This window comes from Guptibacillus spartinae (assembly GCF_028610625.1).
Taxonomy (GTDB): domain Bacteria; phylum Bacillota; class Bacilli; order Bacillales; family Guptibacillaceae; genus Guptibacillus; species Guptibacillus spartinae.
On the sequence record NZ_JAQQWU010000016.1, the window covers coordinates 12,935 to 34,982 of the forward strand.

25 protein-coding genes are annotated in these 22,048 nt (G+C 41.1%); 6 read left to right on the forward strand and 19 right to left on the reverse strand.

All coding sequences use genetic code 11. The annotated features are described in order from the left end of the window. Nucleotides 1-44: 44 nt before the first annotated feature. Both PQ511_RS20235 and acpS read right to left on the reverse strand, forming a co-directional pair. Entirely contained in the window at nucleotides 45-1,574 is a 1,530-nt protein-coding gene (locus PQ511_RS20235; RefSeq protein ID WP_273853800.1) for an NAD(P)H-hydrate dehydratase, read from the reverse strand. 57 nt (nucleotides 1,575-1,631) lie between these two features. After that, on the reverse strand, nucleotides 1,632-1,991 hold the full coding sequence (acpS, locus tag PQ511_RS20240; protein WP_273853801.1) for a holo-ACP synthase: 360 nt from the start codon (nucleotides 1,989-1,991) through the stop codon (nucleotides 1,632-1,634). 149 nt (nucleotides 1,992-2,140) lie between these two features. Between acpS and PQ511_RS20245 the strand changes: the two genes are divergently transcribed. Next, on the forward strand, nucleotides 2,141-2,902 hold the full coding sequence (locus PQ511_RS20245) for a rhomboid family intramembrane serine protease (RefSeq protein ID WP_273853802.1): 762 nt from the start codon (nucleotides 2,141-2,143) through the stop codon (nucleotides 2,900-2,902). Nucleotides 2,903-2,947: 45 nt separating this feature from the next. On the opposite strand, the gene PQ511_RS20250 is transcribed toward PQ511_RS20245, so the two are convergent. From PQ511_RS20250 to PQ511_RS20280, 7 genes are all read right to left on the reverse strand, one after another. Continuing rightward, complete coding sequence (locus PQ511_RS20250) at nucleotides 2,948-3,718, reverse strand: STAS domain-containing protein (RefSeq protein ID WP_273853803.1); 771 nt, start codon at nucleotides 3,716-3,718, stop codon at nucleotides 2,948-2,950. After that, nucleotides 3,705-4,361, reverse strand: coding sequence for a cobalamin B12-binding domain-containing protein (locus PQ511_RS20255; RefSeq protein ID WP_273853804.1), 657 nt, complete (start codon nucleotides 4,359-4,361; stop codon nucleotides 3,705-3,707). The genes PQ511_RS20250 and PQ511_RS20255 overlap by 14 nt, the downstream gene beginning before the upstream one ends. A 4-nt stretch (nucleotides 4,362-4,365) precedes the next feature. Then, a complete protein-coding gene (locus PQ511_RS20260; RefSeq protein ID WP_273853805.1) occupies nucleotides 4,366-4,746 on the reverse strand; it encodes a hypothetical protein in 381 nt (126 codons plus the stop codon). Continuing rightward, the gene (locus tag PQ511_RS20265) at nucleotides 4,743-5,048 is read right to left on the reverse strand and encodes an antibiotic biosynthesis monooxygenase family protein (RefSeq protein ID WP_273853806.1); all 306 of its coding nucleotides are present in this window, start codon (nucleotides 5,046-5,048) and stop codon (nucleotides 4,743-4,745) included. Before PQ511_RS20265 ends, PQ511_RS20260 begins: the two co-directional genes overlap by 4 nt. 29 nt (nucleotides 5,049-5,077) lie before the next feature. After that, nucleotides 5,078-6,511 (reverse strand): PH domain-containing protein, encoded by a 1,434-nt coding sequence (locus PQ511_RS20270; RefSeq protein WP_273853807.1) that lies wholly within the window; start codon nucleotides 6,509-6,511, stop codon nucleotides 5,078-5,080. Further along, on the reverse strand, nucleotides 6,504-6,986 hold the full coding sequence (locus tag PQ511_RS20275; protein WP_273853808.1) for a PH domain-containing protein: 483 nt from the start codon (nucleotides 6,984-6,986) through the stop codon (nucleotides 6,504-6,506). Before PQ511_RS20275 ends, PQ511_RS20270 begins: the two co-directional genes overlap by 8 nt. A gap of 175 nt (nucleotides 6,987-7,161) precedes the next feature. Next, on the reverse strand, nucleotides 7,162-8,058 hold the full coding sequence (locus tag PQ511_RS20280; RefSeq protein WP_273853809.1) for a hypothetical protein: 897 nt from the start codon (nucleotides 8,056-8,058) through the stop codon (nucleotides 7,162-7,164). A 355-nt stretch (nucleotides 8,059-8,413) separates the two neighbouring features. Here PQ511_RS20280 and PQ511_RS20285 point away from each other — a divergent pair, with 355 nt between their 5' ends. Continuing rightward, complete coding sequence (locus tag PQ511_RS20285; protein ID WP_273853810.1) at nucleotides 8,414-9,052, forward strand: O-methyltransferase; 639 nt, start codon at nucleotides 8,414-8,416, stop codon at nucleotides 9,050-9,052. A gap of 43 nt (nucleotides 9,053-9,095) precedes the next feature. Here PQ511_RS20285 and PQ511_RS20290 read toward each other — a convergent pair whose 3' ends face one another. Beyond that, nucleotides 9,096-10,085: an NADPH:quinone oxidoreductase family protein gene (locus tag PQ511_RS20290; RefSeq protein WP_273853811.1), complete on the reverse strand. Its 990-nt coding sequence runs from the start codon at nucleotides 10,083-10,085 to the stop codon at nucleotides 9,096-9,098. A gap of 130 nt (nucleotides 10,086-10,215) precedes the next feature. On the opposite strand from PQ511_RS20290, the gene PQ511_RS20295 reads away from it, so the two are divergent. Further along, nucleotides 10,216-10,800: a TetR/AcrR family transcriptional regulator gene (locus PQ511_RS20295; RefSeq protein WP_273853812.1), complete on the forward strand. Its 585-nt coding sequence runs from the start codon at nucleotides 10,216-10,218 to the stop codon at nucleotides 10,798-10,800. 9 nt (nucleotides 10,801-10,809) lie between these two features. Here PQ511_RS20295 and PQ511_RS20300 read toward each other — a convergent pair whose 3' ends face one another. From PQ511_RS20300 to uvsE, 4 genes are all read right to left on the reverse strand, one after another. Then, nucleotides 10,810-11,163: a VOC family protein gene (locus tag PQ511_RS20300; RefSeq protein ID WP_273853813.1), complete on the reverse strand. Its 354-nt coding sequence runs from the start codon at nucleotides 11,161-11,163 to the stop codon at nucleotides 10,810-10,812. Continuing rightward, nucleotides 11,160-12,170: an S-adenosylmethionine:tRNA ribosyltransferase-isomerase gene (locus tag PQ511_RS20305; RefSeq protein WP_273853863.1), complete on the reverse strand. Its 1,011-nt coding sequence runs from the start codon at nucleotides 12,168-12,170 to the stop codon at nucleotides 11,160-11,162. Before PQ511_RS20305 ends, PQ511_RS20300 begins: the two co-directional genes overlap by 4 nt. Further along, nucleotides 12,170-12,880 carry an SDR family NAD(P)-dependent oxidoreductase gene (locus PQ511_RS20310; protein WP_273853814.1) on the reverse strand — a complete coding sequence of 237 codons (711 nt, stop codon included), beginning with the start codon at nucleotides 12,878-12,880 and terminating at the stop codon, nucleotides 12,170-12,172. The genes PQ511_RS20305 and PQ511_RS20310 overlap by 1 nt, the downstream gene beginning before the upstream one ends. A 370-nt stretch (nucleotides 12,881-13,250) precedes the next feature. Then, entirely contained in the window at nucleotides 13,251-14,216 is a 966-nt protein-coding gene (gene uvsE, locus PQ511_RS20315; RefSeq protein WP_273853815.1) for a UV DNA damage repair endonuclease UvsE, read from the reverse strand. A gap of 148 nt (nucleotides 14,217-14,364) precedes the next feature. On the opposite strand from uvsE, the gene PQ511_RS20320 reads away from it, so the two are divergent. Together PQ511_RS20320 and PQ511_RS20325 are read left to right on the forward strand one after the other, a co-directional pair. Then, nucleotides 14,365-15,222 carry a DegV family protein gene (locus PQ511_RS20320; RefSeq protein WP_273853816.1) on the forward strand — a complete coding sequence of 286 codons (858 nt, stop codon included), beginning with the start codon at nucleotides 14,365-14,367 and terminating at the stop codon, nucleotides 15,220-15,222. 152 nt (nucleotides 15,223-15,374) lie between these two features. After that, the gene (locus tag PQ511_RS20325; protein WP_273853817.1) at nucleotides 15,375-17,318 is read left to right on the forward strand and encodes an oxidoreductase; all 1,944 of its coding nucleotides are present in this window, start codon (nucleotides 15,375-15,377) and stop codon (nucleotides 17,316-17,318) included. A 52-nt stretch (nucleotides 17,319-17,370) separates the two neighbouring features. Here PQ511_RS20325 and PQ511_RS20330 read toward each other — a convergent pair whose 3' ends face one another. The 5 genes from PQ511_RS20330 to mscL all read right to left on the reverse strand — a co-directional run bounded on the left by PQ511_RS20330 (nucleotide 17,371) and on the right by mscL (nucleotide 20,671). Beyond that, nucleotides 17,371-18,126 carry a nucleotidyltransferase domain-containing protein gene (locus tag PQ511_RS20330; RefSeq protein ID WP_273853818.1) on the reverse strand — a complete coding sequence of 252 codons (756 nt, stop codon included), beginning with the start codon at nucleotides 18,124-18,126 and terminating at the stop codon, nucleotides 17,371-17,373. Nucleotides 18,127-18,215: 89 nt separating this feature from the next. After that, on the reverse strand, nucleotides 18,216-18,545 hold the full coding sequence (locus PQ511_RS20335) for a tRNA-binding protein (protein ID WP_273853819.1): 330 nt from the start codon (nucleotides 18,543-18,545) through the stop codon (nucleotides 18,216-18,218). Between the two features lie 45 nt (nucleotides 18,546-18,590). Further along, complete coding sequence (locus PQ511_RS20340) at nucleotides 18,591-19,259, reverse strand: nucleotidyltransferase domain-containing protein (RefSeq protein ID WP_273853820.1); 669 nt, start codon at nucleotides 19,257-19,259, stop codon at nucleotides 18,591-18,593. 72 nt (nucleotides 19,260-19,331) lie between these two features. Beyond that, a complete protein-coding gene (locus tag PQ511_RS20345) occupies nucleotides 19,332-20,036 on the reverse strand; it encodes an alpha/beta hydrolase (protein ID WP_273853821.1) in 705 nt (234 codons plus the stop codon). Between the two features lie 95 nt (nucleotides 20,037-20,131). Then, a complete protein-coding gene (gene mscL / locus PQ511_RS20350; protein ID WP_273853822.1) occupies nucleotides 20,132-20,671 on the reverse strand; it encodes a large conductance mechanosensitive channel protein MscL in 540 nt (179 codons plus the stop codon). A gap of 141 nt (nucleotides 20,672-20,812) precedes the next feature. Between mscL and PQ511_RS20355 the strand changes: the two genes are divergently transcribed. After that, nucleotides 20,813-22,027 (forward strand): DUF819 family protein, encoded by a 1,215-nt coding sequence (locus tag PQ511_RS20355; RefSeq protein ID WP_273853823.1) that lies wholly within the window; start codon nucleotides 20,813-20,815, stop codon nucleotides 22,025-22,027. Nucleotides 22,028-22,048: the final 21 nt, after the last annotated feature.

The following is a 22,048-nucleotide window of genomic DNA, read 5'->3' on the forward strand; positions in this document are numbered from 1 at the left end:
GCCTCATTTAAAACGACAAAGGAGGTTCCTGTGTGGTGAAAAACCTATCCGTGATGTTGCTTCAGAAATGAATGCAGAACGGTTGGTATTGTAGCAATGACGTCTGTTGCCAGTACATCGAGAGTAGAATGAGCTGTTTGCACCAGAGTGTCTGCTGATTGGCCATGTAAATAAACCGCGTTGCTAATCCCCTCTTGAATGGATCTGCTGTGCATGACAAAGGCAAGTATCATGCCGGTTAACACGTCACCCGAGCCTCCTTTAGCTAGCGCCGGATTACCTGTTGTATTCACAAATTGACTTCCATCAGGGGCAGTCACAATCGTATAAGGGCCTTTCAACACAAGATAAACACCGAACTCTTTAGCAAATGCACGCGATATCTCAAACCGCTTGCTTTGCACTTCTTTAATCGACAAACCAGTTAACCTGGCCATTTCACCAGGATGAGGTGTCAATACAGTTGGTGCTTTTCTTGTTTTCAGACGTTCCTTCAATTCTGATAAGTGATACAATGCATCTGCGTCCAAAATAAGGAGCGAATCCGTCGTTAATGTCGTTTCAACGATTTGCTTACACCCCGATTTCCTTCCAAGTCCTGGTCCAACGGCAATACCATCAAAAGAGGCCAGATCCTCTGAAACCTCACCAGAGAAAAATCCACTGTTGGATGGCCACCCCTGAAAGATTGTTTCAACTACGGACCCTGCTGTCACCGAAAGGATCTCCTCTGGAACAGAAGCTTGTATTAAACCAGCTCCACTTCGATAGGCTGCTTTCGCTGTCATAATTGGAGCGCCAACCATTCCTCTTGATCCTCCAATGACCAGACCTTTTCCATGGCTTCCTTTATGAGAGGATGCCGATCGATTAGAAAGCGTGCGATGAACATCTGATTTTTCCCAGATCATTCGATCACATGATGAGAAAGCTGCTTGGGGAAGACCAATGTTAACCACCACTAATTCTCCATAGAAATCGGCATCAGGGTAAAGAAAGGCTCCTATCTTTGGACACTGAATCGTATACGTGAAATCAGCACGAATGGGATCGCACTTCTCATCGTATCCACCGTTAGCCTGTAAACCACTCGGAAGGTCCACTGATAATACCATCGCAGAGGATGAATTCACCTGCCGAATCACTTTATCATATGGTGATCGTACAGCCCCAGCTAGACCGATCCCTAATAGGCAATCAATGATAACGTTATACTGTGGAAGAGAGTCGACAAATGCTTTTCCATCTTCGTATGCCTTCCATTTGTAGGTGAGGTTCTGATAAATGTCTAGATGGATTTTAGCATCGCCCTTTACTTTAGATTGAGGTGGGATTAACCAAAGATCCACATCAAATCCAAGTTCTTTTAGATACCTTCCAAGTACAACGCCGTCGCCTCCATTATTCCCTGTCCCAATCAATAGAGCGATTCGCTCATTCTTACGGAGTTTGCTCTTCATTGCTTCAAATAGGGATTTCCCCGCATTCTCCATCAACATAGCACCAGCTATTCCAATCTCCTCCATGGCAAACCGGTCCGCTTCATACATTTCTTCTCCGGATACGATTCTCACAACAGGTCCCTCCTGACCGTGGTAAATTATATGAGGCAAGTCTTCATCATATGCAGACTAGCTTGACGAGCATTCAATAATGATTTGCGCTACCGCATGTTTCTTTGTATGCGATATAGAAATATGTACGATTTCAGTTGCATCCTTTGTTTCGATATATGGAGCCCCATCCGTCGATTTTTGGACGCAAATATCTTGCCAACTAAGCTTACCAATTCCTGTTCCTCTTGCTTTTGCATAGGCCTCTTTAGCCGCAAAACGCCCAGCAAGAAATTCAATCCTTCGATGGCCATTTAATAAGTGATAAGTAACTAACTCACTTTCTGTTAGAATACGTTTTGCAAAGGAATCCTTTCGTGTAACGGCTTTTTTTATGCGATCAAGCTCAATCATATCAATACCAATTCCTTTAATCATGACAAAACTCCTTCGTACTAAATCTTAGAAAGTTAGCATAGTGTTTTCAATAGTGATTTTTGATTGAGCTATGCTAAACTAAAAAGAAATAAACATTCTTCTTTCAAAAATTAGTCTTTGTAATAGCGTTCAAGAAAGGTGGTCGACCTATGTTTATACGAAATGAAGATTTTCGCTCATTTATTCGTTACTATCCTATCATCTCCATACTTATTGGTATACATATCCTCCTCTTCATTCTCGTAAACCTGTTTGGAATGTTCTCGATACTGAGGCTCGGTGTAGGTTACAATAGAGCAATTGAACTTGGAGAATACTGGAGACTCGTCACGCCAATCTTCCTTCATGGAGGATTTGCCCACGTCCTCTTCAATTCCTTTTCGCTCTACCTCTTTGGACCTGCTCTTGAACAAATGCTTGGAAAAGCTAAGTTCTTGATTGGATATTTCGGGGCTGGCATTATTGCAAATATCGCGACCTTCTATTTGCAAGATAGTAACTTTAGTCATGTCGGCGCTTCAGGTGCAATCTTTGGATTGTTTGGGATCTATTTCTACATGGCTTTTTACCGCAAAGAATTAATCGACCAGGCAAATTCTCAACTCATCCTAATGATTCTTGGAATTGGTCTTGTTATGACGTTCATCAGTCCAAATATTAACATTCTGGGGCACCTCTTTGGCTTTATTGGAGGAGCCGCCCTTGCACCGATTCTTCTAATTGGGGCAAAACCCTTTATTAACCGTGGAATTATTCGTGTAAGACGCACAGCAGATAGTGGAGAAATTCGCTTCAAACCAAATCGATGGCAGCGGAGAAAAATACGGCATGGTTCCTCTGGTGGAGGGAAAATTATCTGGGGTATTTTTATCGCTCTTGTCGTCCTAGGGTTTATTGCACGCTACTTATAGTTAACAATGTAAAAGACCAGTGATGATTACTTCATCACTGGTCTTTTACATTGGTGCCTCATTTAAATAATAATGAACGGCATTTTTTAAATTTCCTCTAATATCAAAATTTTGATTTAATACAAAATCATGATTGGCTAGATGCCGAGCATGATTAGGTTTAATGCCGCATAGAATTGGCGATACTCCGACGACCTCAAGCATACTACAGAATGAAATCAGTGCGAGCACACCACTAGCCTGTACATCACCAATCCCACTAAAGTCTAAGATCACCCGCTCATAATCTCCATCTTGAAGCGTTTGTAGCAAGTGATGTTCGTTCACATGAAAGAGGTTTTCCTCAAGCTCTCCAAACAAGGGAATAATACCAAGTGTTGCTGAAATGGGGAGAAAGGGGCTTGAAAGCTGCTTCACCTTCATTAAAGCTACTTCAAGCTCTTCTTTTTTATCGAGGAGATCAAAATTTGTATCAGCAAGTCTTTCCTGCTGTCTTTGAAGTGCCTCTGAAAGCTTTTCCAATCGTTCATCTTGCCTTACACATACCAGCTGCCCCCCGCCATTCATTGACCACTTAGCATAAACGTGAAACAAGGAATAAGGGGACTGTGCAGTACCCATCACCAATTCAACTTCTGATTCTTTTAAAAGGGGATTTAACATTTTGGCAGCTTTTTTACGACTATCCATATCGACTAGCTCTAAAAAAGAAGAACGTGGAGAGAAAGCTTCAGTGGCAAGCTTTGATTGTGAAAGAATATTTAGCTCTTCATCAACTAAAAAAGCTGGCAAGGGATGATCATTAATATCGAACATTTTTCATACTCCCTTTCCGCTCTTCCAGCCATTCACGAACACGATGTAAATCAGGAACTAACGTTGTATGTTCAGAACAATACTTAGCCAAATTGTACTGTGACGTAAGCCTCCCTCCAACTAAGACTTCTGGAGGGTTTTTCAACGCTTCAAGCTCAGTCACATAACGATTTAATCGCTCAGCATGATACAAGATTGCAACCGAAATTCCAACTACTGAAGCTCCCCATTTCTCCGTTTTTTCTACTGCGTATTCTAGAGGCAAGTTTGCTCCGAATAGCTTTGTTTGCCAACCATATTCTTGAAACAACAACGATATCATTTTTAAGCCTAAGTAATGCTGTTCTTGCTCAATGCAAAGAAAAAGAGCTTTCGGACCATTTTCGTTCTTATTCGTAATCTTCCTATAATGAGCATATCGAGAAAGAACATAATCACACGTAGTAGTAGCTAAGTGCTCGTCCGCAACTGATATTTCATTTTCTTCCCACAGCTTCCCAATGCGTTGCATGGCTTTCGTGAGAGCTTCAAAGGTTAAATGACTGTTTGCCATTAGTTCAGCCTGGTCTGTTATTCTTTCCCATGCTTGATCTTGATCCCCTTCAAGAAAGTCATCTGTTAACTTGTTGATATCTATCGTCACATGCTCACCTCTTTGTGTACAAAGAACTTTCAACTGTCAGTTCTTCAAGCTCTGCAATCCCTTTTTTTAACGTGCTGAGATAATCATCTTTTTCATCAAATGATTCTACTGCACCTATCTCATTCTCCAGGCGCTTAAAATTATCAATTAAGTGCTCGGTTTTCATTCCCCTTGCAGTTAGAATGTTGTTCAGCCACAAAACATAGTCAACAAAAAAATCATCCGAATCCAGATTTCTTGCTGAATTCAGGTGCTTAATATGATGATAATTATCTTCGCGACATTTCACACGTCCCTGTTCCCCAAATCTCTCCAACAATTCTGGCATATCACGGTAGATTCCCTGCACAACCCGGTCAATAATCACGTCAATTTGACTCGTCATTCAGCCACAACCTTAAAGCGCGATACCTTTGGTTTTATTGCTGCAAGTTCTTGATCTGGATATTTCTTTTCAAGGTCATGGATCTCTTTATAAGAAGGACTTTTAATCCAAGTTAAAAATGCTTCTTTCGTTTTCCATTTCATCTGCACCGTTAGTTCTGAAGGTTTACTTTCATTTTGAAGGAGCCTGAATGATTCAAACCCATCAAATTCATCCACTCGTCTAGAACGTGATTGATAAATGCCTATCACTTCATCCACTTTTTCTTCAGGCACATTAATGACAGAATTCACAATGTACATATATACCCTCCTTACCAATAAGTTATCCCTTATTTCTCAATTTTTTTAGAGCGGAAAGAATACCAATTTAAAAGCTGCTCTCCACTTGAACTTTCAATATCTTTCACCTTAAATTGTTTTCCAGCAAGGCTTGATAAGATCGACACTTTAAAAGTCGTTAATTGTTTGGGATTCTGGAGGATCGTTGTCTCCATCTCCATCGATTGAATATTTTTTCGAGCTACATATACGGTCGTTTTTGATATTTGTCTAAATTGAAGAAGAGCCACATCTTTTTTGATCCCAAAGCCTGCATCATGATAATGAAAATAACCAATAACACAGCAGATTGGCAACAACAAGAGCGAGTAAGCACCGTAGGGAACAAGATAAGTTAATACTCCTACTGGTATTATAACCGGGAGGAGGAAGCGTATGAGATATCGTTTTTTTGCTCGTAATGGCAAGGATGACCGTTCTTCATGGATCGCCATCTCCGGTAGGATTTCCCTCAATAGTGTTTTCACTCTTTTTCGTTTAACGAGAGGAAATAAAATGGTCGAAAACTGTTCTTCTTTTCCTCCTCCGCCACCGCTTTCTACATAAAGGGCAGAATAACCAAATGGTTGGCGAAGGATGCCTTCAACAACCCGAATGGCCTGAATGCGATGAACAGGAATGGTTAATTGGCGCTTCTCAAGAATCCCTCTATTAATAATGAGATCATTTTCATGACGAGTAAGAACGAAACCACCATATTTTAAAACCGTTCCAATGACTGAAAAAAACCATGATATCAAGAGAAGAAAGGCAACTGCAAGTAATAGTAATGGAACCGTAGCATCCAAGACTCGCTCGGTAACACTTTCATAAAAGCGGTTCGGAATGAAATCGTCCACTTGTGAAGCAATTGCAGCTACGAAAGAAAGAACAACACCTATCCCTCCAGAAGTCGATGCAGTAATGAGTAATTCACGCCAAGAAAGCTGATAAAGTACCGGCTGTTGTTTTTCCGCTTCTTCCATCGCTTCTTCCTTCACGGCTTTTCTTTTTTGGTAAAGTTCACTTCTTAATAATTCAGCGTCAGTTCGTCTTAACGCCGACATCACCACTTCCGGTTCCCCACCACCACCGGCTGTCTCAATTTGAACCTTTACGAGTCCAAAGGCACGTTGGATTAGTCCTTGAGAAAAATCAATCGATTGAATTCTCTCTCGAGGGATAAATCGTTTTTTACGAAAAACAAACCCCTGATGGATGCGTAGCTCATTGTTTTCAATGTGGTATGTATAAAAAAACCATCCTAATACCCCATTACCTAGTGTGAACAGAAGCAGTGAGCCTATAATCAGAAAATGCCACCAAGAGTACCCTTCTCCTCCCCCAACGAACACAAAGAAAATCAACGGAAGGGCCGCTTCTCTAGCTGCCTTTACAACGGATAACAGCATAGCTACCGGATGCAATCGCTTTTTTTCAAACATCTTCTTCCGCCACCCTTGCAAGAATGGAAATACGATTTCTTAACTCATCTGCCACATCGTTTGATAGAGCGGGGATTTCATGGGTCGTAGCGGCTGTTGAAATTGTTACCGAGGAAAGCTGATATGCCCTTAATAGTGGTCCTTGTCTCGTGTCTACATGTTGCACTCGAACCATAGGAATTAACGTTCGTTTCACTATGATGACGCCATATTTTAGTTCAATTTCGTGTTCAGTAACTTCGTATCTCCACCTTTTCCATCGAAGCTTTGGAAGCAACCATGTTTGGAGAAGGGCAAATAGAAGAGCAAGTGTACAACCTACCGCAAGTAGCCATATAGGGAGAGGTCGTAAAATGAAATGAACGACAAATAAACCACTAATGAAAAGAACGGCAATAAATGAAAAGATTCCGCCAGTTATTTGCCATACTTTTAACCCTTTGGGGTCTATTTTTTTTGAAGGTTCCAGTCGCATTCGTTTCCTCTCTTTCCATAGAATGATCATTTCATAATGATTAGAATAATTATATCATTCTTAGGTTGTGCCTTCTATTCCCCCGCTCGAGCTGAAAGAAAAGAAACAAACGATAGAAAATTTGACATCAAATAAAAAAACCTGAACCATTTAGGCTCAAGCTTCATTCTTGTTATTAAAAGCGATTGGATACGTAAGGTCGCTCTGACTCTCTCATACTAATGATTTCTTTTTGTTGATGGTCCCAGATTGCTAAGATTTTCGTGTCAGCATTATAAAATGTTAAATGTTGCTCTGAACACTGAACGAGCTCAGCACTTGGGATTGGAAATTTCTCTTGGCGCCCTGTTTTGGAACAGATGTAAACCAACTGATCGCTTTTCCCTGTTCTTCTGTTAATACCATGAACGATCAAATGTCCGTTCCAGGAATGAATGGTTCGTGGTGAGAAATCTAGCTTAAAGGTATGTTTAACCTGGTACGTCTCATCAAGAAGAAGGACTTGATCCTGGTAAGAAGAAGAAATTGATAGAGCAGCAACATATATGCCTTCTTCAGCAACCATCATGTTTACTGGAGAATAACCGGTTTCTAAAGGGATTACCTTCTTACCTGCATCACCAAAGGTTGTTAAAAGGGCTTCATCCCCTTCCACATGATAGGAGGAGACAAGAAGCTCGTTCCCTCTTCGTTTCAAATCACAAAAGATTCCATTCACATGCCACTGATGTGTCATACGTGGATCTTTCTTTGAAAATTCATAAATCCATCCATTCCATTCTTCGCCTTCACAAGCGATACAAATGGTTTCAGGGTATTCATAAAAACTTGGTTTGCCATTTACTTGGAACGTTCTCAATTGAGCAAGGCTGTGAACAAAGACATAAACCTCTACATGGTTGGGCGAAAGTTGCTTAGTAAACCAATAATTTTGATTGGAGTCTCTCACAACATTAGAAAAGCCTTCTTCACTCGCAATTGGTAGTTTGGGTACATTGACCCGCTCAGATGTTTGGGTAGTGCGCTTTTGCCCATCAGATTTTAGTGCTTTGCTCCCTTGCTCAAATGGCATTCTGAACTCTCCCTTCATAATCAGCTACCTTCTTCCATTTAGGCAAGTAGGAAAAAGGATAGATATTTACAACCGATCCTTGCTGTTATTACTAGTTTAACAAACAATTCGTCAAGGGGGTATTGGGAAATAACAATAACTTTCGTAGGATTATTAGGATGATTTGTTTCCTACTTTCCCAAGTATTGATCCTCCTTATAGGACTTTTTTCCTCACCTTATCTATTGAAGTAGATTGATAGATGATCAATCTCTTTTCTATGTTCATTCACAAGGGTGAGTTTAACCTTGACAGTCACCCTTCCCTGCATAACAATGAGTACGAATCCACTAATACTAGGAAGGATGAGATCCGCTTGGCACGTAACCACGATGAGTATATTCAACAACTATTCGGAAATGAAGACGAAGCACTGCACTCAGTCAATGAAAGTATTCGTAGAAATGGTATGCCTGCTATCTCAGTTAAACCAGAGGTTGGACGCTTTCTCTCTTTACTTGTCCGCATTGCTAGACCTCGAAACATAATGGAAATTGGAGCCCTCGGCGGCTATAGTGGGATGATGCTTGCAAGCGCACTCGATAAAGAAGGTTCATTAACATCACTCGAATTAGAAGAGTCGTATGCAAATGTGGCGAAAGATAATTTGAATCGAGCAGGGCTTGGAGACAAAGTAAAATATGTCATTGGCCCCGCCCTTCAAAACATGGATTCTTTACATAGTGCTGGGCAGCAGTATGACTTTTTCTTTATTGATGCTGATAAAGTAAATTATCCAAATTACTTTCAAGCAGCGTTAAAATTAGCCACACCAGGAGCGGTGATTGTAGCAGATAATACCCTCCAGGGGGACAGGGTTATAGATAAAAATGACACGAGTGAAAGTGTAGAAGCGATACGTACATTTAACGAACAAATCGCATCTGATGAAAGAGTGGAAGGGATCCTCCTCCCTCTTTGTGATGGACTAACGGTTTGTAGAGTAAAGTCGTAACTTACAAAAAGAAAAGAAGCAGAGCGATGCTCTGCTTCCTTTTTTAAAACGCAACAATTGTTCTGCCACGAACTTTTCCACTTAAAATATGGCTTAAGACATCTGGTAGTTCGTCAAGCGTAATTTCGTTTTGGATTGCCTCGAGATGCTCAGACGGCTTGTATTCATCTGCGGCTTTCTTCCAAATATCTTTTCTCTTTTCCATCGGGCAGTAAACCGAATCAATTCCAAGTAAATTAACTCCTCTTAATATAAATGGAAACACGGTCGTTGGAACCTTAGGACCACCTGTCAGACCACTAACAGCTACAGCACCGCCGTACATCGTATTACTCAGAACTGCCGCGAGCGTATCTCCTCCAACTGGATCGACGACGCCTGCCCATTTCTGCTTCCCAATTGGTTTAAATCCTTCTGGGGCAACTTCTTCTCTGCTAACAATCGTCGTTGCACCTAACTCTTTTAAATAGTTATGCTCAGAATCTTTCCCTGTGCTGGCAGCCACTTCATAGCCTTTTTTCGCAAGAATCGCAACGGCCATACTTCCTACTCCACCAGTAGCGCCCGTTACAAGAACCGTTCCTTTTTCAGGTGTCACTCCTGCCTGTTCGAGTTGATAAACAGAAAGCGCTGCAGTGAACCCTGCTGTACCGTAGACCATTGCTTCTTTAAGAGACAACCCATCAGGTAGTGGGACAATCCATTCAGATTTCACTCTAGCATATTCACTAAAGCCGCCATAATGAGAGACACCCAGCTCATAGCTTGTGACAATAACCCGATCGCCTTCCTTCCAATCTGGATGATCGGATTCAGCTACAACGCCTGCTAAGTCAATTCCTGGAACGTGAGGATAGTTTTTGACGATATTACCTTTTGGATGTGCCGCTAATCCATCTTTATAATTGACGCTCGAATAATGAACTTTGATTAGTACATCACCTTCAGGAAGGTCTTCCTTCGTTAGTTCCTGAATGGCTACTTGTGTATCTTCTTCAATTTTGTCGACTACTAACGCTTTAAATTGATTCATTTTCACATTCCTCCTTAAGCTTTCTTTCGGAACAAGCTTAACAGAAATTATTCTGACCGGTCAATTAATCTGAATTCTTTAATCATGCATCGAATTTATGTATAATAAGCTCAGTAAGGAGAGGAATACAATGAATCGTAAAGCAGAGTTGAAGCGGCAACAAATTATTAAAGCAGCGTATCAAGCCGTTTCTGACAAAGGTTACGAAGCTGTAACACTACAAGATATTGCGGATTATGCCAACGTGAGTAAAGGCGTGCCGAACTATTATTTCCAAAATAAAGAGGACGTTCTTGCGCATCTTCTCGCTCAAATTACAGAGCGAATTTATAAGAAAGAAAAAGAAGCGGTTGAAAAAGAAACTTCTGCACAGGAGATGCTTCAAGCTTATATCAACACTGTCTTTGTTAGCCCTGAGGAAAACGAAAAATTCTACCGTGTTTATTTGGATTTTCTAGCACAGGCTACAAAGAACAACCGTTATCGTGAAATTAACGCACGCTTTTACCAAAATTGCGCTTCTATTTCTAAGGAGATTTTAACGCAGGCAAGAAAGGAAAATGTCTTTGTCGTCATTGATTTTGATACGGCTGGACGTGCCATTCGTACAATGATTGATGGGTATATGATTCAATGGATGATGACAGGAGATTACACCCAACATCGTTCCTATAAACAGGCATGTTATCAAGCCATCACCACCTACTTATCCTAATGCGGCTCATTATTTGAGAGCCGTATTTTTTTCAATCCATTCCACCTCTTCTCCATTCGGCCCAATTGCATAAGCGACCTTTGTTCCGTGTAGCGTGTAGCGCTCTACTTTAGTAAACACCCTTCTGTATTCTTGTAAAAACAGATCAAGATTTTCTATTTCAAAAGCAAGGTGACCAGATAGCCTAACACGTTGTTTAGTAACTTGTTCGACCAGTTCGATCATCACCCCGTTTTTCTTTAGGAATACTGACCTTTCCTCATGTGAACAATACGTTTCTACCCTAGTAAAGCCTAATTCCTCATAGAAAGAAACGGAAGCTTGGAGATCAAGCACGTCAATTGCAGCGTGATGTAACCTCATTGACCCACTCCTACTATCAGATTGACATCACCAAATTCATGCCAGAGATACTCTTCTTGAAGGGCGACCTTATAGGCTTTATCCAACCTTTCTTCCGACACAAAAGCACAAAGCATATCTAAATGACTGGCTTCTGGTTCATGAAAACCAGTGAGGAGCCCATGAACAGCTTGAAGATTGGTTTGTGAACTGATGTATAGGTTTGTCGATCCTTTTCCATATTTCACTTCTGTATCAAATGCAGATTCAAGGGCGCGTACAACGGTGGTTCCAACTGCAATAACTCTACGCCCCTCTTTTAATGCTTTATTTACCGTATCAGCCGTTTTTTTAGGAATCGTATATTCTTCCCAATTTTCATATGGATTCGGAGACCAATTCTCCGTAAGCAAATCACTTATTCCTGTATGAAGTGTAAGGTAGGCAAGCTGAACGCCCAATGTTTCTAATTCGAAAAGCATTTTCCAAGTAAAAGCTCGACCAGCAGAAGTCATCTCAACAGAACCAGGAACCGAACTATAAACCGTTTGATAGGCTTCAAGTGGCCATGGGTCATGAATATATTCATAGCGAATTGGCACGCCAATTTGATAAATGTCATTTAGTAGTTCCGTTCCTCCTTTTGAAAAAGATAGATGATCATAAGCTCCCGCATTCTTCTCCATAATGGCGCTTAATGATTTCGAAAACCAAATCGTTTCACCATTTTCTGCAATCCCTTCAGCGACAATCACAGCCCATTTCTTATCGTCCATCCGTCTTGCAAGCCGAACAACCATTTTCTCCCCTTTTTCCGTAACCCCCTCTAATTCTGCAGGTAACGTACGACTATCATTGAAGACGATCACATCTCCTTCTTGCAAGAATGATCCTAGCTCGAAAAATTGCGCGTGCTTAACTTCTCCGTCCTCTAAAACCATCATCCGAACACCGTCTCTTCGTCCAAATCGATGTTCAGGCGGCACGTTCGCGTGAAGCTTTTCAGGTAAGTTAAAAGGGATTCCCATCAAAGATCACCATCCTTTAAGCGTTGAGCTTCCACTCTCACACCAGTATCATTCGATTCCGCTAAATGAAGAAAGACACTTGTTACACTCTCAGGTCGTGCCAATAAATAATCACAATCCGGTACAGCTTTCTCATGCATCGCTGTGTCCATCTCTCCTGGGTCGACCATATTTACTCGAATGCCTAGCCCGCTTAGCTCATCAGCCCAAGTCTCTGTCATCCCTTCAAGCGCAAATTTTGAAATACCATAGGCACCCCATCCAGCATAGCCTGTTCCTCCGGCTTCCGAAGTAACATTAATGATGGATCCCTTGTTTCTCCGGATCATTCCAGGTAAGACACGTTTCGTTACAAGAAACGGCCCTTCAGCATTGACCCTTATTACTTCTCTAAATTCAATTGGCGAATAATCCAATAAAGACGGAATTGGAGAAGGTCCCAGATATGATGCGTTATTGATGAGAACATCAATATTTCCATAAGCATGCTCCGTTACCGCCACAAACCGTTCAATCTCTTCTGCCTTTGATGCATCCGCAACGATCGCGATCACTTCTGTACCATTTCCAATCAGGGCATCTCTCACCTGAAAAAGCTCCTTTTCTCCTCTTGCACAAATTGAAAGCCGGTACCCTGCATCAGCAAAAGAAAACGCCAGTGCCCTACCAAGTCCTTTAGACGCTCCTGTAATCATTACCGTTTTCTCCATCGTTCTTTCCTCCCCTTTCTTTTTCCTATTTCTAGTTTATCGAGACAAATAAAAGTAGGCTTCGGGGATTCGTTGTAGAAAGGGCTACTGAATAAGTCCTGTATTCTTGTGAAATTTCTACATCTTTTGACTGAGTGATGGGATAAGAATCAGCTACATGAAAAGAATAGCCCCATCAAAATTAGGATAAAACCTGATAGAACGGACACGCTAAACTCATGTAAGGAGGGGATTTTATGGCCAAGGAGAAAAAGCGTGGTATGAAGAAAGAACTCTCTCAGGCAGTAGAACACGCCAATGCAACAAAACCTTCAACGAAACAAAGAAGTAAAAAGATCACAGAATAAAACCGGGCATGCATTGCCCGGTTTTACTTTATTTTAAATGTTGAAGCGTCAATGAGCTCAATATCATCCCGTTTCTTAATGTTTTCCATTAATTGAAATAAAGCTGCATCTTTTTGCTTTGCTTCAATCATACAATCGATTTGCCCAGTACTTCCTTTTACACTATTTAAGAAGGAGAAAAACCAATCAACATCTACATAATCAGCATGACTTCGAAATTCTTGTTCACTTTTTGGTGATGAAATGTGCATCTTCACAGGGAGTGGAGAGTTTCGCCACGTATCTACCACTCTCCCCCATTGCTCTTCCCACTCTTTCGTTTCATGACAAGCCAGATGGTGATGAAAGTCAAAAACCATCGGAACATTTAATTTTTCGCACAAATAAAGGGTGTCCAAAAGAGTAAATGTTGTATCATCATTCTCTAAAATAATGGTTTCTTGTATTTTCTGTGGGGTATACATCCAATTATGGATAAAGCGCTCAAGCGACAGTTCTTTGTCATCATAACCACCACCCACATGAAGAACACACCGATGAGTCGAATCGATCCCCATCCCTTCAAGAAGCCTGACGTGCAATGCGAGCATTTGAACAGAAGCTTGTAAAATTTCTTTTTTAGGAGAATTCAGTAACACAAAGTGATCAGGATGAAAATCAATTCTCATTTTTTCTTTTCTTGCAAAATCACCTAATTCTTTTAATTCATTCTTAATTGGTGTTAAATAGTCCCATCCTTCAAGTGCCTCATGGTTGGCAAGAGGAATTAAGCGTGAACTTAGTCGAAAGAAATGAATATCGTTCCCTTTGTTATGCTTTAAAAGTCTGAGGCAATTCTCCAGATTTGATTTAGCGATCCGTTCAAGCTTACGTATCGCTGCCTCTTTGTTTTTGATTTTCTGAAATTGAGCGTAAGTCATCGTCTGAGACGGAGAACTATTTATAAGTTCTGTACTCATGGCAACATAGCCTAGTCGAATGATTGTCATTTCGTTCTCACCTCTCAAAAATCTTTTTATTAGGCTGTCCATTTCCCTCTTTATCCATGAGAAATATCTACCGGTCGATTAGGCGTGAAAGCGTGGTACAATAGACGTAATACCTGGATGCGGGTAATAACGAAAAAGGGGTAATTGTATGGCAACTCGAATCATTACTGACAGCAGTGTTGACTTCCCTGAAGAACTGCTAACTGAATTGAACGTGACGGTCGTTCCACTCAACCTTCTCTTTGGTGATGAAGAATACAAAGCTGGAGTAGATCTTGATACACCTACGTTCTATCAGAAACTAAAAAAATCAAAAGAACTTCCTAAGTCTTCTGCCCCATCACCCCAGGACTTTCTTACAAAATTTGAAGAAGCAAGTCCCGAAGACGATATTCTTGTTATAGCGCTTTCTGGAGCACTTAGTAGTACGTATGATAACGCTGTTCTGGCTAAAAGAATGTTTCATGAGGAACATCCTAATCGCAAAATAGAAGTGATTAACTCTAAAACAGCTTCATCCGGACTTGGGATTATTGTTTATCATGCCGCAGAAATGGCGCGAGATGGGGAGAGCTTTGATTCTATAGTCGAACAAGCAAATGAATATACAGAAGATACCCTGACAATGTTTTTACTAGACACCCTTGAGAACGTTATCAAGGGAGGACGCCTTGATCGTGTAAGAGGAACGATTGCTTCTGCTCTAAATATTAAGCTACTTATGAAAGCAAGTGATGACGATGGATCGCTTGAAGTACTTGATAAAATTCGTGGTAATAAACGAGCCGTTCGTCAATTTATTCAGAAAATCGGTGAATACGGGCATAACCTGGAAGATAAAGTAATTGCAGTTGCTCATAGTAACTGCGAAGACAAAGCAAGGGCACTGATTGAGCAAATTCAAGAGCGTTATCCATTTAAACAAGTGATCCTGTCAACCATGGGGCCACTTATTGGAACCTACGCGGGAGAAGGTGGACTTCTCGTCGCCTTTAAGAAAAACTGAAAAGCACGTTTAGAAAGAGCGCCGAGGCGCTCTTTTTTTAATATGTATCCACATTCCTCATAAAAAAATAAATAAAAAAGCGCTTTCTTTACAGGAAATGAATGACCATTCATCGAAATGTGTTCAAAACGAAGAAGTGTGGTGAATGGTAAATGAAATGGGAAAAATTATTTGAACCTATTCAATTAAGACGATTAACGCTACCAAATCGAGTCATGATGGGGTCCATGCACCTTGGCATGGAAGGAAGTAAGGAACATGAGGACGCTCTCATCTCTTTCTATACTGAACGGTCAGGAGAGAATGGACCAGGTCTCATCGTAACGGGTGGAATTTCCGTTTCTCCCGAAGGTGATGGAGGGCACCATTTTTTAGGATTCTACCGGGAAGATGATCTTCGAGTGATGAGACGATTAACAGATAGCGTGCACGTGGCAAACGGACGCATTGCTGCACAACTTTTTCATGCTGGTCGATATGCCTATTCACAAATGAATGGTGTACCATCCGTCGCCCCCTCTCCTATACAATCGCCTATACACAGAGAAGTTCCTGAAGAATTAACTGAAATGGATATCCTTAATTTGCTTGAATCCTATGCAGAAGCAGGAAGAAAAGCAAAAGCTGTTGGCTTTGACGCTGTAGAAATCATGGGTTCTGAAGGGTACTTAATTAATCAATTCCTCTCACCAAGAACGAATAAACGATCAGATAAATGGGGGGGCAATTTTGAGAATCGTACTCGCTTTGCAACCGAAGTCCTGAAATCTGTTCGAGCAGCGGTTGGCGACGATTATCCCATTATTTTTCGGATGTCTGGGCTCGATTTAGTTCCTGATTCGTCAACACCAGAAGAAACGATTCAACTGGCAAAGAAGTTAGAAGAGCATGAAGCGGATATTTTAAACATCGGAATTGGTTGGCATGAATCTACTGTTCCGACAATTTCAATGATGGTCCCGCGTGCTGGTTTCATTGAACCGGCTCTCAAAATTAAAGAAGCCGTTACGATCCCGGTCATTGGCAGCAACCGCATTAATGATCCGCTTCTAGCAGAAGAATTGCTTTATAAGCTCGATATGGTTTCGATGGCTAGACCTTTCCTTGCTGACCCTTTTCTATTAGCAAAAGCGAAAAGCCAGGCGCTGGATCAAATTAATACGTGTATTGCCTGTAACCAGGCGTGTCTTGACCATGCTTTTGAAGGGAAAGCCGTCTCCTGTCTTGTAAATCCTCGTGCTGGAAGAGAGCATAAATGGACAATCAGAAAAGCAGACAAGAAAAAAACAGTTGTCGTAATTGGGGGCGGAGTGGCTGGAATGGAAGCAGCGAGAGCTCACGCTGAGCTGGGCCATACCGTTACGCTTTACGAAGCGAACGCAGCGATTGGCGGTCAGTTTAATCTTGCGAGAAAAATTCCAATAAAGAAAGAATTCGATGAGACCATCCGATACTATACAACTGAACTAAACCGATTAGGCGTTCAAATTAACGTTAACCACAAACCGAATGCTGATGAATTGCTCGCCCATTCGCCTGATCTTGTTGTTCTTGCCACAGGAGTTGTTCCAAGACAGCCTGTTATCTCAGGTATTCAGCACGCCATTCCGTATCCTGAAATTCTTTCTGGGAACCGAGAAGTTGGAAAGAAAGTCATTATTATTGGTGCAGGTGGAATTGGGTGCGATGTCTCCCACTTCCTGATTGAAAAAGGAATTCACGACATCCTTCTTCTTAGACGTAACGGAAAGATGGGTGAAGGACTTGGTAAAACGACAAAATGGGCGATGCTGCAAGACTTGAAGCAAAATGGTGTTACGTTTAGAACCAATCTTTCATACGAGGAAATCACTACAGAAGGAATAACCATTACAAATAGTGAGACGGGTGAGCACGAATTCCTTCAAGCAGACACTGTCATCCTTGCTGCTGGTCAGGAATCGAATATCCCTGAGGAGTACGAGAAACTATCAAAGAAAGGAATCGATATAGCCGTGATCGGAGGGGCTCGACTTGCTGGTGAGCTTGATGCCAAGCGAGCAATCTATGAAGGAGCGAAAATTGCTTTTGAACCCGAGACAATTTCCATTAAGTAACGACTATGACCGAAACAGAAAAAGGTGCCCACGGCACCTTTTCCTGCTTCCTTTATTTTAACTCAATCATTCGCTTTAAAAACGAGCTACTATAAGTTGTTCCATCAAGCTGATCAAGTATCCAGGCTTCCTCTTCTTTAAGCCAATCTCGTATGTAGCGTACTGCTTTTTCATGATCGTCAATTGTGATGTGTTGATAAATATCATTCGTTTTCTTAACATTCTTTTCTTCAAGTGTTCTATGTAATGTTTTTAACCCAAGTTGCGCTCGCTCCGGATGATAATGGTGGAGCAATACTCTGGAATAATGCGCCATCACTTGATGCAACAGATGCACCGACCAAATGTCATTCCCTCTTCTTCTGGACTTTTCATATTGAAATAAGAAAAATGCCGTATCATCCACATGATCAATAAAATCTTGTTTTGATAAGGTTAACTGTTCGTTAAAATGACGTAGACATCGATGAGGATCGTAAAGCACTCTGCAAAAATCTTTCTCAATTAACGATTCAGCTGTCACTGTAAACAAATCAAGGTGCAACAAATCCTCATACACGGCAATCACTTGTGGCGCAATAATAAAGATTTCATCATAGAACAGAAGTTTCCCATAAACTTCTAAATACTCTTTTCGCTTCTTTAGGAAAGCCTCCATGTCTTCCTCATTAATGAGACAATAGAGATCCACATCTGAATTCTCATCATGCTCGTTCCTGCCCATCGACCCTTTAAGAAAAATGGCTTTAACGAGGGAATCCTCTTTTAGGTGATTTGTTAGAACGCTTACCGCTTCTTCCTGTTTCAACTCCCCAACCCCAATCCATCATCAAAATCATTCATACCCCTAGCGGAAAGGCGAATAAATGAAGAAAAAAGAGTGACAGAGCACCCTTTTCATCCTAGCTTATCGCCATTCTTTACTTTTTGATCAGGCTGTATTAAAACCACACCGTCATCCCCGTAAACACCTAGCACAAGTACTTCTGACATGAAATCAGCAATTTGTCTAGGCGGAAAGTTTACGACAGCCATCACTTGTTTACCGACTAAATCCTCAGCCTGGTAAAGATCTTTGATTTGGGCACTGGACTTCTTTATCCCGATTTCCTCACCCAGATCAACTTTTAATTGATAAGCAGGCTTCTTTGCTTTTTTAAAATCGTTGACTTCAATCACTTCACCTACTCGAATATCAAGCTTCATAAAATCATCCAACGTTGCCATTCTGTCCACCCTGCCTTTTACTTCTTTAAGAGAATTTGTCTACACTTAATCAGATTCTCGTTCTATGAGCGAATTCCTGCTTAAGCGGTTTTGAACAAATCGTTTAACTGCAAGATGAATTTCATCTTCCGTTCGGGGGTTATGGCCAAATAAGTAAGAAGAATAAAGCTCTACAAGAAAGCGATCGGTCTCCTCGAATTGAATCGAATAGAGTTCTGAGAGGGTAAGCGGATATTGAGAAGTGGCAAAAAAACGTTCGATGCGAAGTATGTACATAAGATCATTTAGTAGTTCATAATGATTGATTGGTGAAACAAATTGGTTTAATTGACTATCAATCGACCGCAACAGGGTCATCACCCCACTCTTTATCACATTTCTTGATGGAAGAACAAATGGCGACTCTCCATAGATTTTTAATTGTTCAAAGCAAGGGGCTACATATTCTCTTGATCCGTCCGGCACCTCATTAAAATCTCTTAAACATACCTGCCTCACATCCAGCGATATCCCTGTAAATTCAGGTAGAGAAGACGATTTAATATGGGCTTCATTATAAAAACACCAAATATCTAAATCAGAATGCGGACCTGCTTCTCCCCTTGCAAAGCTTCCTGTGATCACGACGCCTTTTAGAAATGGGTTCTTCAATCGATCAACAAGACGTTTGGCGTATTTTTCAATCATTAGTGGAGTGATTAGGGCGTGTCGCATCTCATTTTCTCCTTTTCACCGAGAGCCTGCATGCACTAAGCCGGTCGGTATAATTAAATGTTGTTCCTTAATCTAGTGGTTTTCAACGCGTTTCCCTATTAAAAAGTGATAAACCGCATCAATGACCTCATCACGATCTTCTCCATGGCAAATCAAATGTTTGGAATTCTCCATTAACCTAATCTGTTTCTCATTTGAACGAATAAGTTCATAGATTCTATCCGCCGTTTTGTATGGCACCATCCCATCAAGCTTACCTTGAAGAATGATCGTAGGTGTTAACACATTTTCAAACGAAGGCTTAAGATGTTGCACTAGTTTACGAAATTCTAATGAAGCAACAAAAGGTGTCCTTTTCACCTTATGACTATAGCGAATAAACAATTCATTTCTACGAAGCCTTCCCCTACAAAGGTCGGTTACCATCCCTCCAATATCTTTCAACATTTGGATCGGATGAATATAATGAATGGCTGCGCTTAATAAAACTAACTTATCTACTTGATATTTTGTTGCTAAATAACCAGCGAGAACGCCTCCCATCGAAAAGCCTATAAGGTAAACGGTATCGCACTGGTCTAGTAAGTGTTGAAGATGGGCTTCAGCTGTGTCAATCCATTGCTGAAAAGTAATACCGCGAAGCGAATCGTGCTCTCCATGCCCTGGAAGGGTTGGAGACGAAACGATCCAATTTGTATAGTGGCGAAAATAATTGGCTAGTGGTTCAACTTCATATGGTGCCCCTGTAAAACCATGTATGAGCAAACAACCGATCATGCTCGTTCCCTCACCTTTCCTCCTGAAGTTTATTTTTATAATACCACCAGGAGAAAAAAGTTAACCGCTTAATACCCTCTTTTAAGACGGATGGCTTATTGCTTTGACGCATTCGATCCTTTGCCAAAATGAATCGTTAAAGCTGGACTCTGGTCTTCTTCTCGAAGTGACGTTGAACAATTTGGACAAATGACAGCTTTAGAAGGAATTGGTGTACAGCAATAGGGACATTCCTTTCGAGTCATCGAATTGATAGGATCCTGTCCAGGTTTACGCCATCTATTTAATTGTCGAACAACAAGAAACACAGAAAAGAAGATAATCAAAAATCGAATCGAAGTTGTAAGAAATACACCATAATTAATTGTAGCTGCTCCTGCTTCTTTCGCATCGGATAGAGAGGGATAATAGTGACCATTTAAACTAATATATAAATCTGCGAAATTGATTTGCGCTAGTAAAAGACCGACTGGTGGCAAAATAATATCCGAAACAAGTGATTCGATAAACCGACTAAATGCTGCCCCAAGCACAATCCCTATCCCCATATCAGCCGCATTCCCTCTAATAGCAAAATGACGAAATTCATTTAATAGACCGACGACAACCCACTCCTTTAACCTCGCTCTACACAATATGTATGCATTTTGCATACAAGCTATGAATTTTTTTAATGGTTGTAATTTTTTTATAATTTTTTATAAAAGCGTCTTAAGGCTGATAGATGCTATAATAATAATTTGCGACTATAGTCTAACATCAAGGAGTGAACAATCATGACATTTGCACTAGCCTGGTCAAAGGCTAATCCCTTAATTGAGGATCCGATGGCTGTCTTTGTCTATTTAACGGTTGTCGTTGGACTCATCTTTATGCTTGGCGAATCAAAGAACAACGTCTTGCAAAAGATTTTTCATTACGCACCTCCGTTAATTTGGACATACTTTATTCCAATGCTATCAACGACCTTTGCTATTATTCCTCAAGAGTCGAGTTTATATGGATTTGTATCCACCTATATTCTTCCTGTCGGATTATTACTGTTACTGTTATCTGCTAACGTTCCAGCTACGCTCCGATTAGGACCTAAAGCGTTACTTATGTTCCTTGCTGGTACAATTGGTGTTATTATCGGTGGACCGATTGCACTTGCTATTTTCCAACCATGGTTACCAGCCGATGCCTGGACGGGAGTTGCGGCGCTTGCAGGAAGCTGGATTGGTGGATCTGCGAACATGGCTGCCATGATCGAAGCAGTAAAAACACCGAAAGAAATCCTCTCCCCTATTATTGTTGTTGATACAGTAGTTGGTTATAGCTGGATGGGGATTATGATTTTCCTAGCAGGGTTCCAGCATAAATTCAATAAATGGAACAAAGCGGATGATTCTGTCATCCAAAGCGTAAATAAAGAAATGAATGATATTCAACGTAAGAACGAACGCCCTATTCAAGTTCCGCAGCTACTAGGTCTACTTGGACTTGCCTTTGGTGTTTCTTATATCGTATTAAAAATTTCAGAGAACCTTCCGCAGTCCGCCGTTCTTTCGACAACCACGTGGACGGTTATGATTATTTCAGCTATCGGTATTGCCTTCTCTTTCACCCCGGTTAAAAAGTTAGAGGGGTATGGCGCTAGTAAAGTCGGTTATACCGCCATTTATCTTTTACTTGCAACAATAGGGGCAAGAGCTGACCTTGCTTATGTAGTTGATTCACCTCAATACGTACTGATGGGGATTGTGTGGCTCAGTATTCATATACTTGTTATTTTCATTGCAGCTCGATTGCTACGTGCCCCGCTGTTCTTCGTAGCAGTAGGTTCACAAGGAAACATCGGTGGGACGAGCTCAGCTCCGATTGTTGCCTCTGTCTTTCAGCCTTCACTTGCTCCAGTTGGACTTTTGATGGGGATTGTAGGTAACGTTGTGGGTAGCTACGCAGCTGTTCTTTGTGCCCAATTGGCAAAAATGGTTGCCACGATGTTTTAGCTTCTAAAAAAATCCGTCCTC

What these genes read in the sequence shown, in the direction of transcription:
- acpS (WP_273853801.1), bottom strand. Translation starts at nt 1,991, where the DNA reads ATGATTAAAGGAATTGGTATTGATATGATTGAGCTTGATCGCATAAAA.
- PQ511_RS20245 (WP_273853802.1), top strand. Translation starts at nt 2,141, where the DNA reads ATGTTTATACGAAATGAAGATTTTCGCTCATTTATTCGTTACTATCCT.
- PQ511_RS20250 (WP_273853803.1), bottom strand. Translation starts at nt 3,718, where the DNA reads ATGTTCGATATTAATGATCATCCCTTGCCAGCTTTTTTAGTTGATGAA.
- PQ511_RS20260 (WP_273853805.1), bottom strand. Translation starts at nt 4,746, where the DNA reads ATGACGAGTCAAATTGACGTGATTATTGACCGGGTTGTGCAGGGAATC.
- PQ511_RS20265 (WP_273853806.1), bottom strand. Translation starts at nt 5,048, where the DNA reads ATGTACATTGTGAATTCTGTCATTAATGTGCCTGAAGAAAAAGTGGAT.
- PQ511_RS20270 (WP_273853807.1), bottom strand. Translation starts at nt 6,511, where the DNA reads ATGTTTGAAAAAAAGCGATTGCATCCGGTAGCTATGCTGTTATCCGTT.
- PQ511_RS20275 (WP_273853808.1), bottom strand. Translation starts at nt 6,986, where the DNA reads ATGCGACTGGAACCTTCAAAAAAAATAGACCCCAAAGGGTTAAAAGTA.
- PQ511_RS20280 (WP_273853809.1), bottom strand. Translation starts at nt 8,058, where the DNA reads ATGCCATTTGAGCAAGGGAGCAAAGCACTAAAATCTGATGGGCAAAAG.
- PQ511_RS20290 (WP_273853811.1), bottom strand. Translation starts at nt 10,085, where the DNA reads ATGAATCAATTTAAAGCGTTAGTAGTCGACAAAATTGAAGAAGATACA.
- PQ511_RS20295 (WP_273853812.1), top strand. Translation starts at nt 10,216, where the DNA reads ATGAATCGTAAAGCAGAGTTGAAGCGGCAACAAATTATTAAAGCAGCG.
- PQ511_RS20300 (WP_273853813.1), bottom strand. Translation starts at nt 11,163, where the DNA reads ATGAGGTTACATCACGCTGCAATTGACGTGCTTGATCTCCAAGCTTCC.
- PQ511_RS20305 (WP_273853863.1), bottom strand. Translation starts at nt 12,170, where the DNA reads ATGGGAATCCCTTTTAACTTACCTGAAAAGCTTCACGCGAACGTGCCG.
- PQ511_RS20310 (WP_273853814.1), bottom strand. Translation starts at nt 12,880, where the DNA reads ATGGAGAAAACGGTAATGATTACAGGAGCGTCTAAAGGACTTGGTAGG.
- uvsE (WP_273853815.1), bottom strand. Translation starts at nt 14,216, where the DNA reads ATGACAATCATTCGACTAGGCTATGTTGCCATGAGTACAGAACTTATA.
- PQ511_RS20320 (WP_273853816.1), top strand. Translation starts at nt 14,365, where the DNA reads ATGGCAACTCGAATCATTACTGACAGCAGTGTTGACTTCCCTGAAGAA.
- PQ511_RS20325 (WP_273853817.1), top strand. Translation starts at nt 15,375, where the DNA reads ATGAAATGGGAAAAATTATTTGAACCTATTCAATTAAGACGATTAACG.
- PQ511_RS20335 (WP_273853819.1), bottom strand. Translation starts at nt 18,545, where the DNA reads ATGGCAACGTTGGATGATTTTATGAAGCTTGATATTCGAGTAGGTGAA.
- PQ511_RS20340 (WP_273853820.1), bottom strand. Translation starts at nt 19,259, where the DNA reads ATGCGACACGCCCTAATCACTCCACTAATGATTGAAAAATACGCCAAA.
- PQ511_RS20345 (WP_273853821.1), bottom strand. Translation starts at nt 20,036, where the DNA reads ATGATCGGTTGTTTGCTCATACATGGTTTTACAGGGGCACCATATGAA.
- PQ511_RS20355 (WP_273853823.1), top strand. Translation starts at nt 20,813, where the DNA reads ATGACATTTGCACTAGCCTGGTCAAAGGCTAATCCCTTAATTGAGGAT.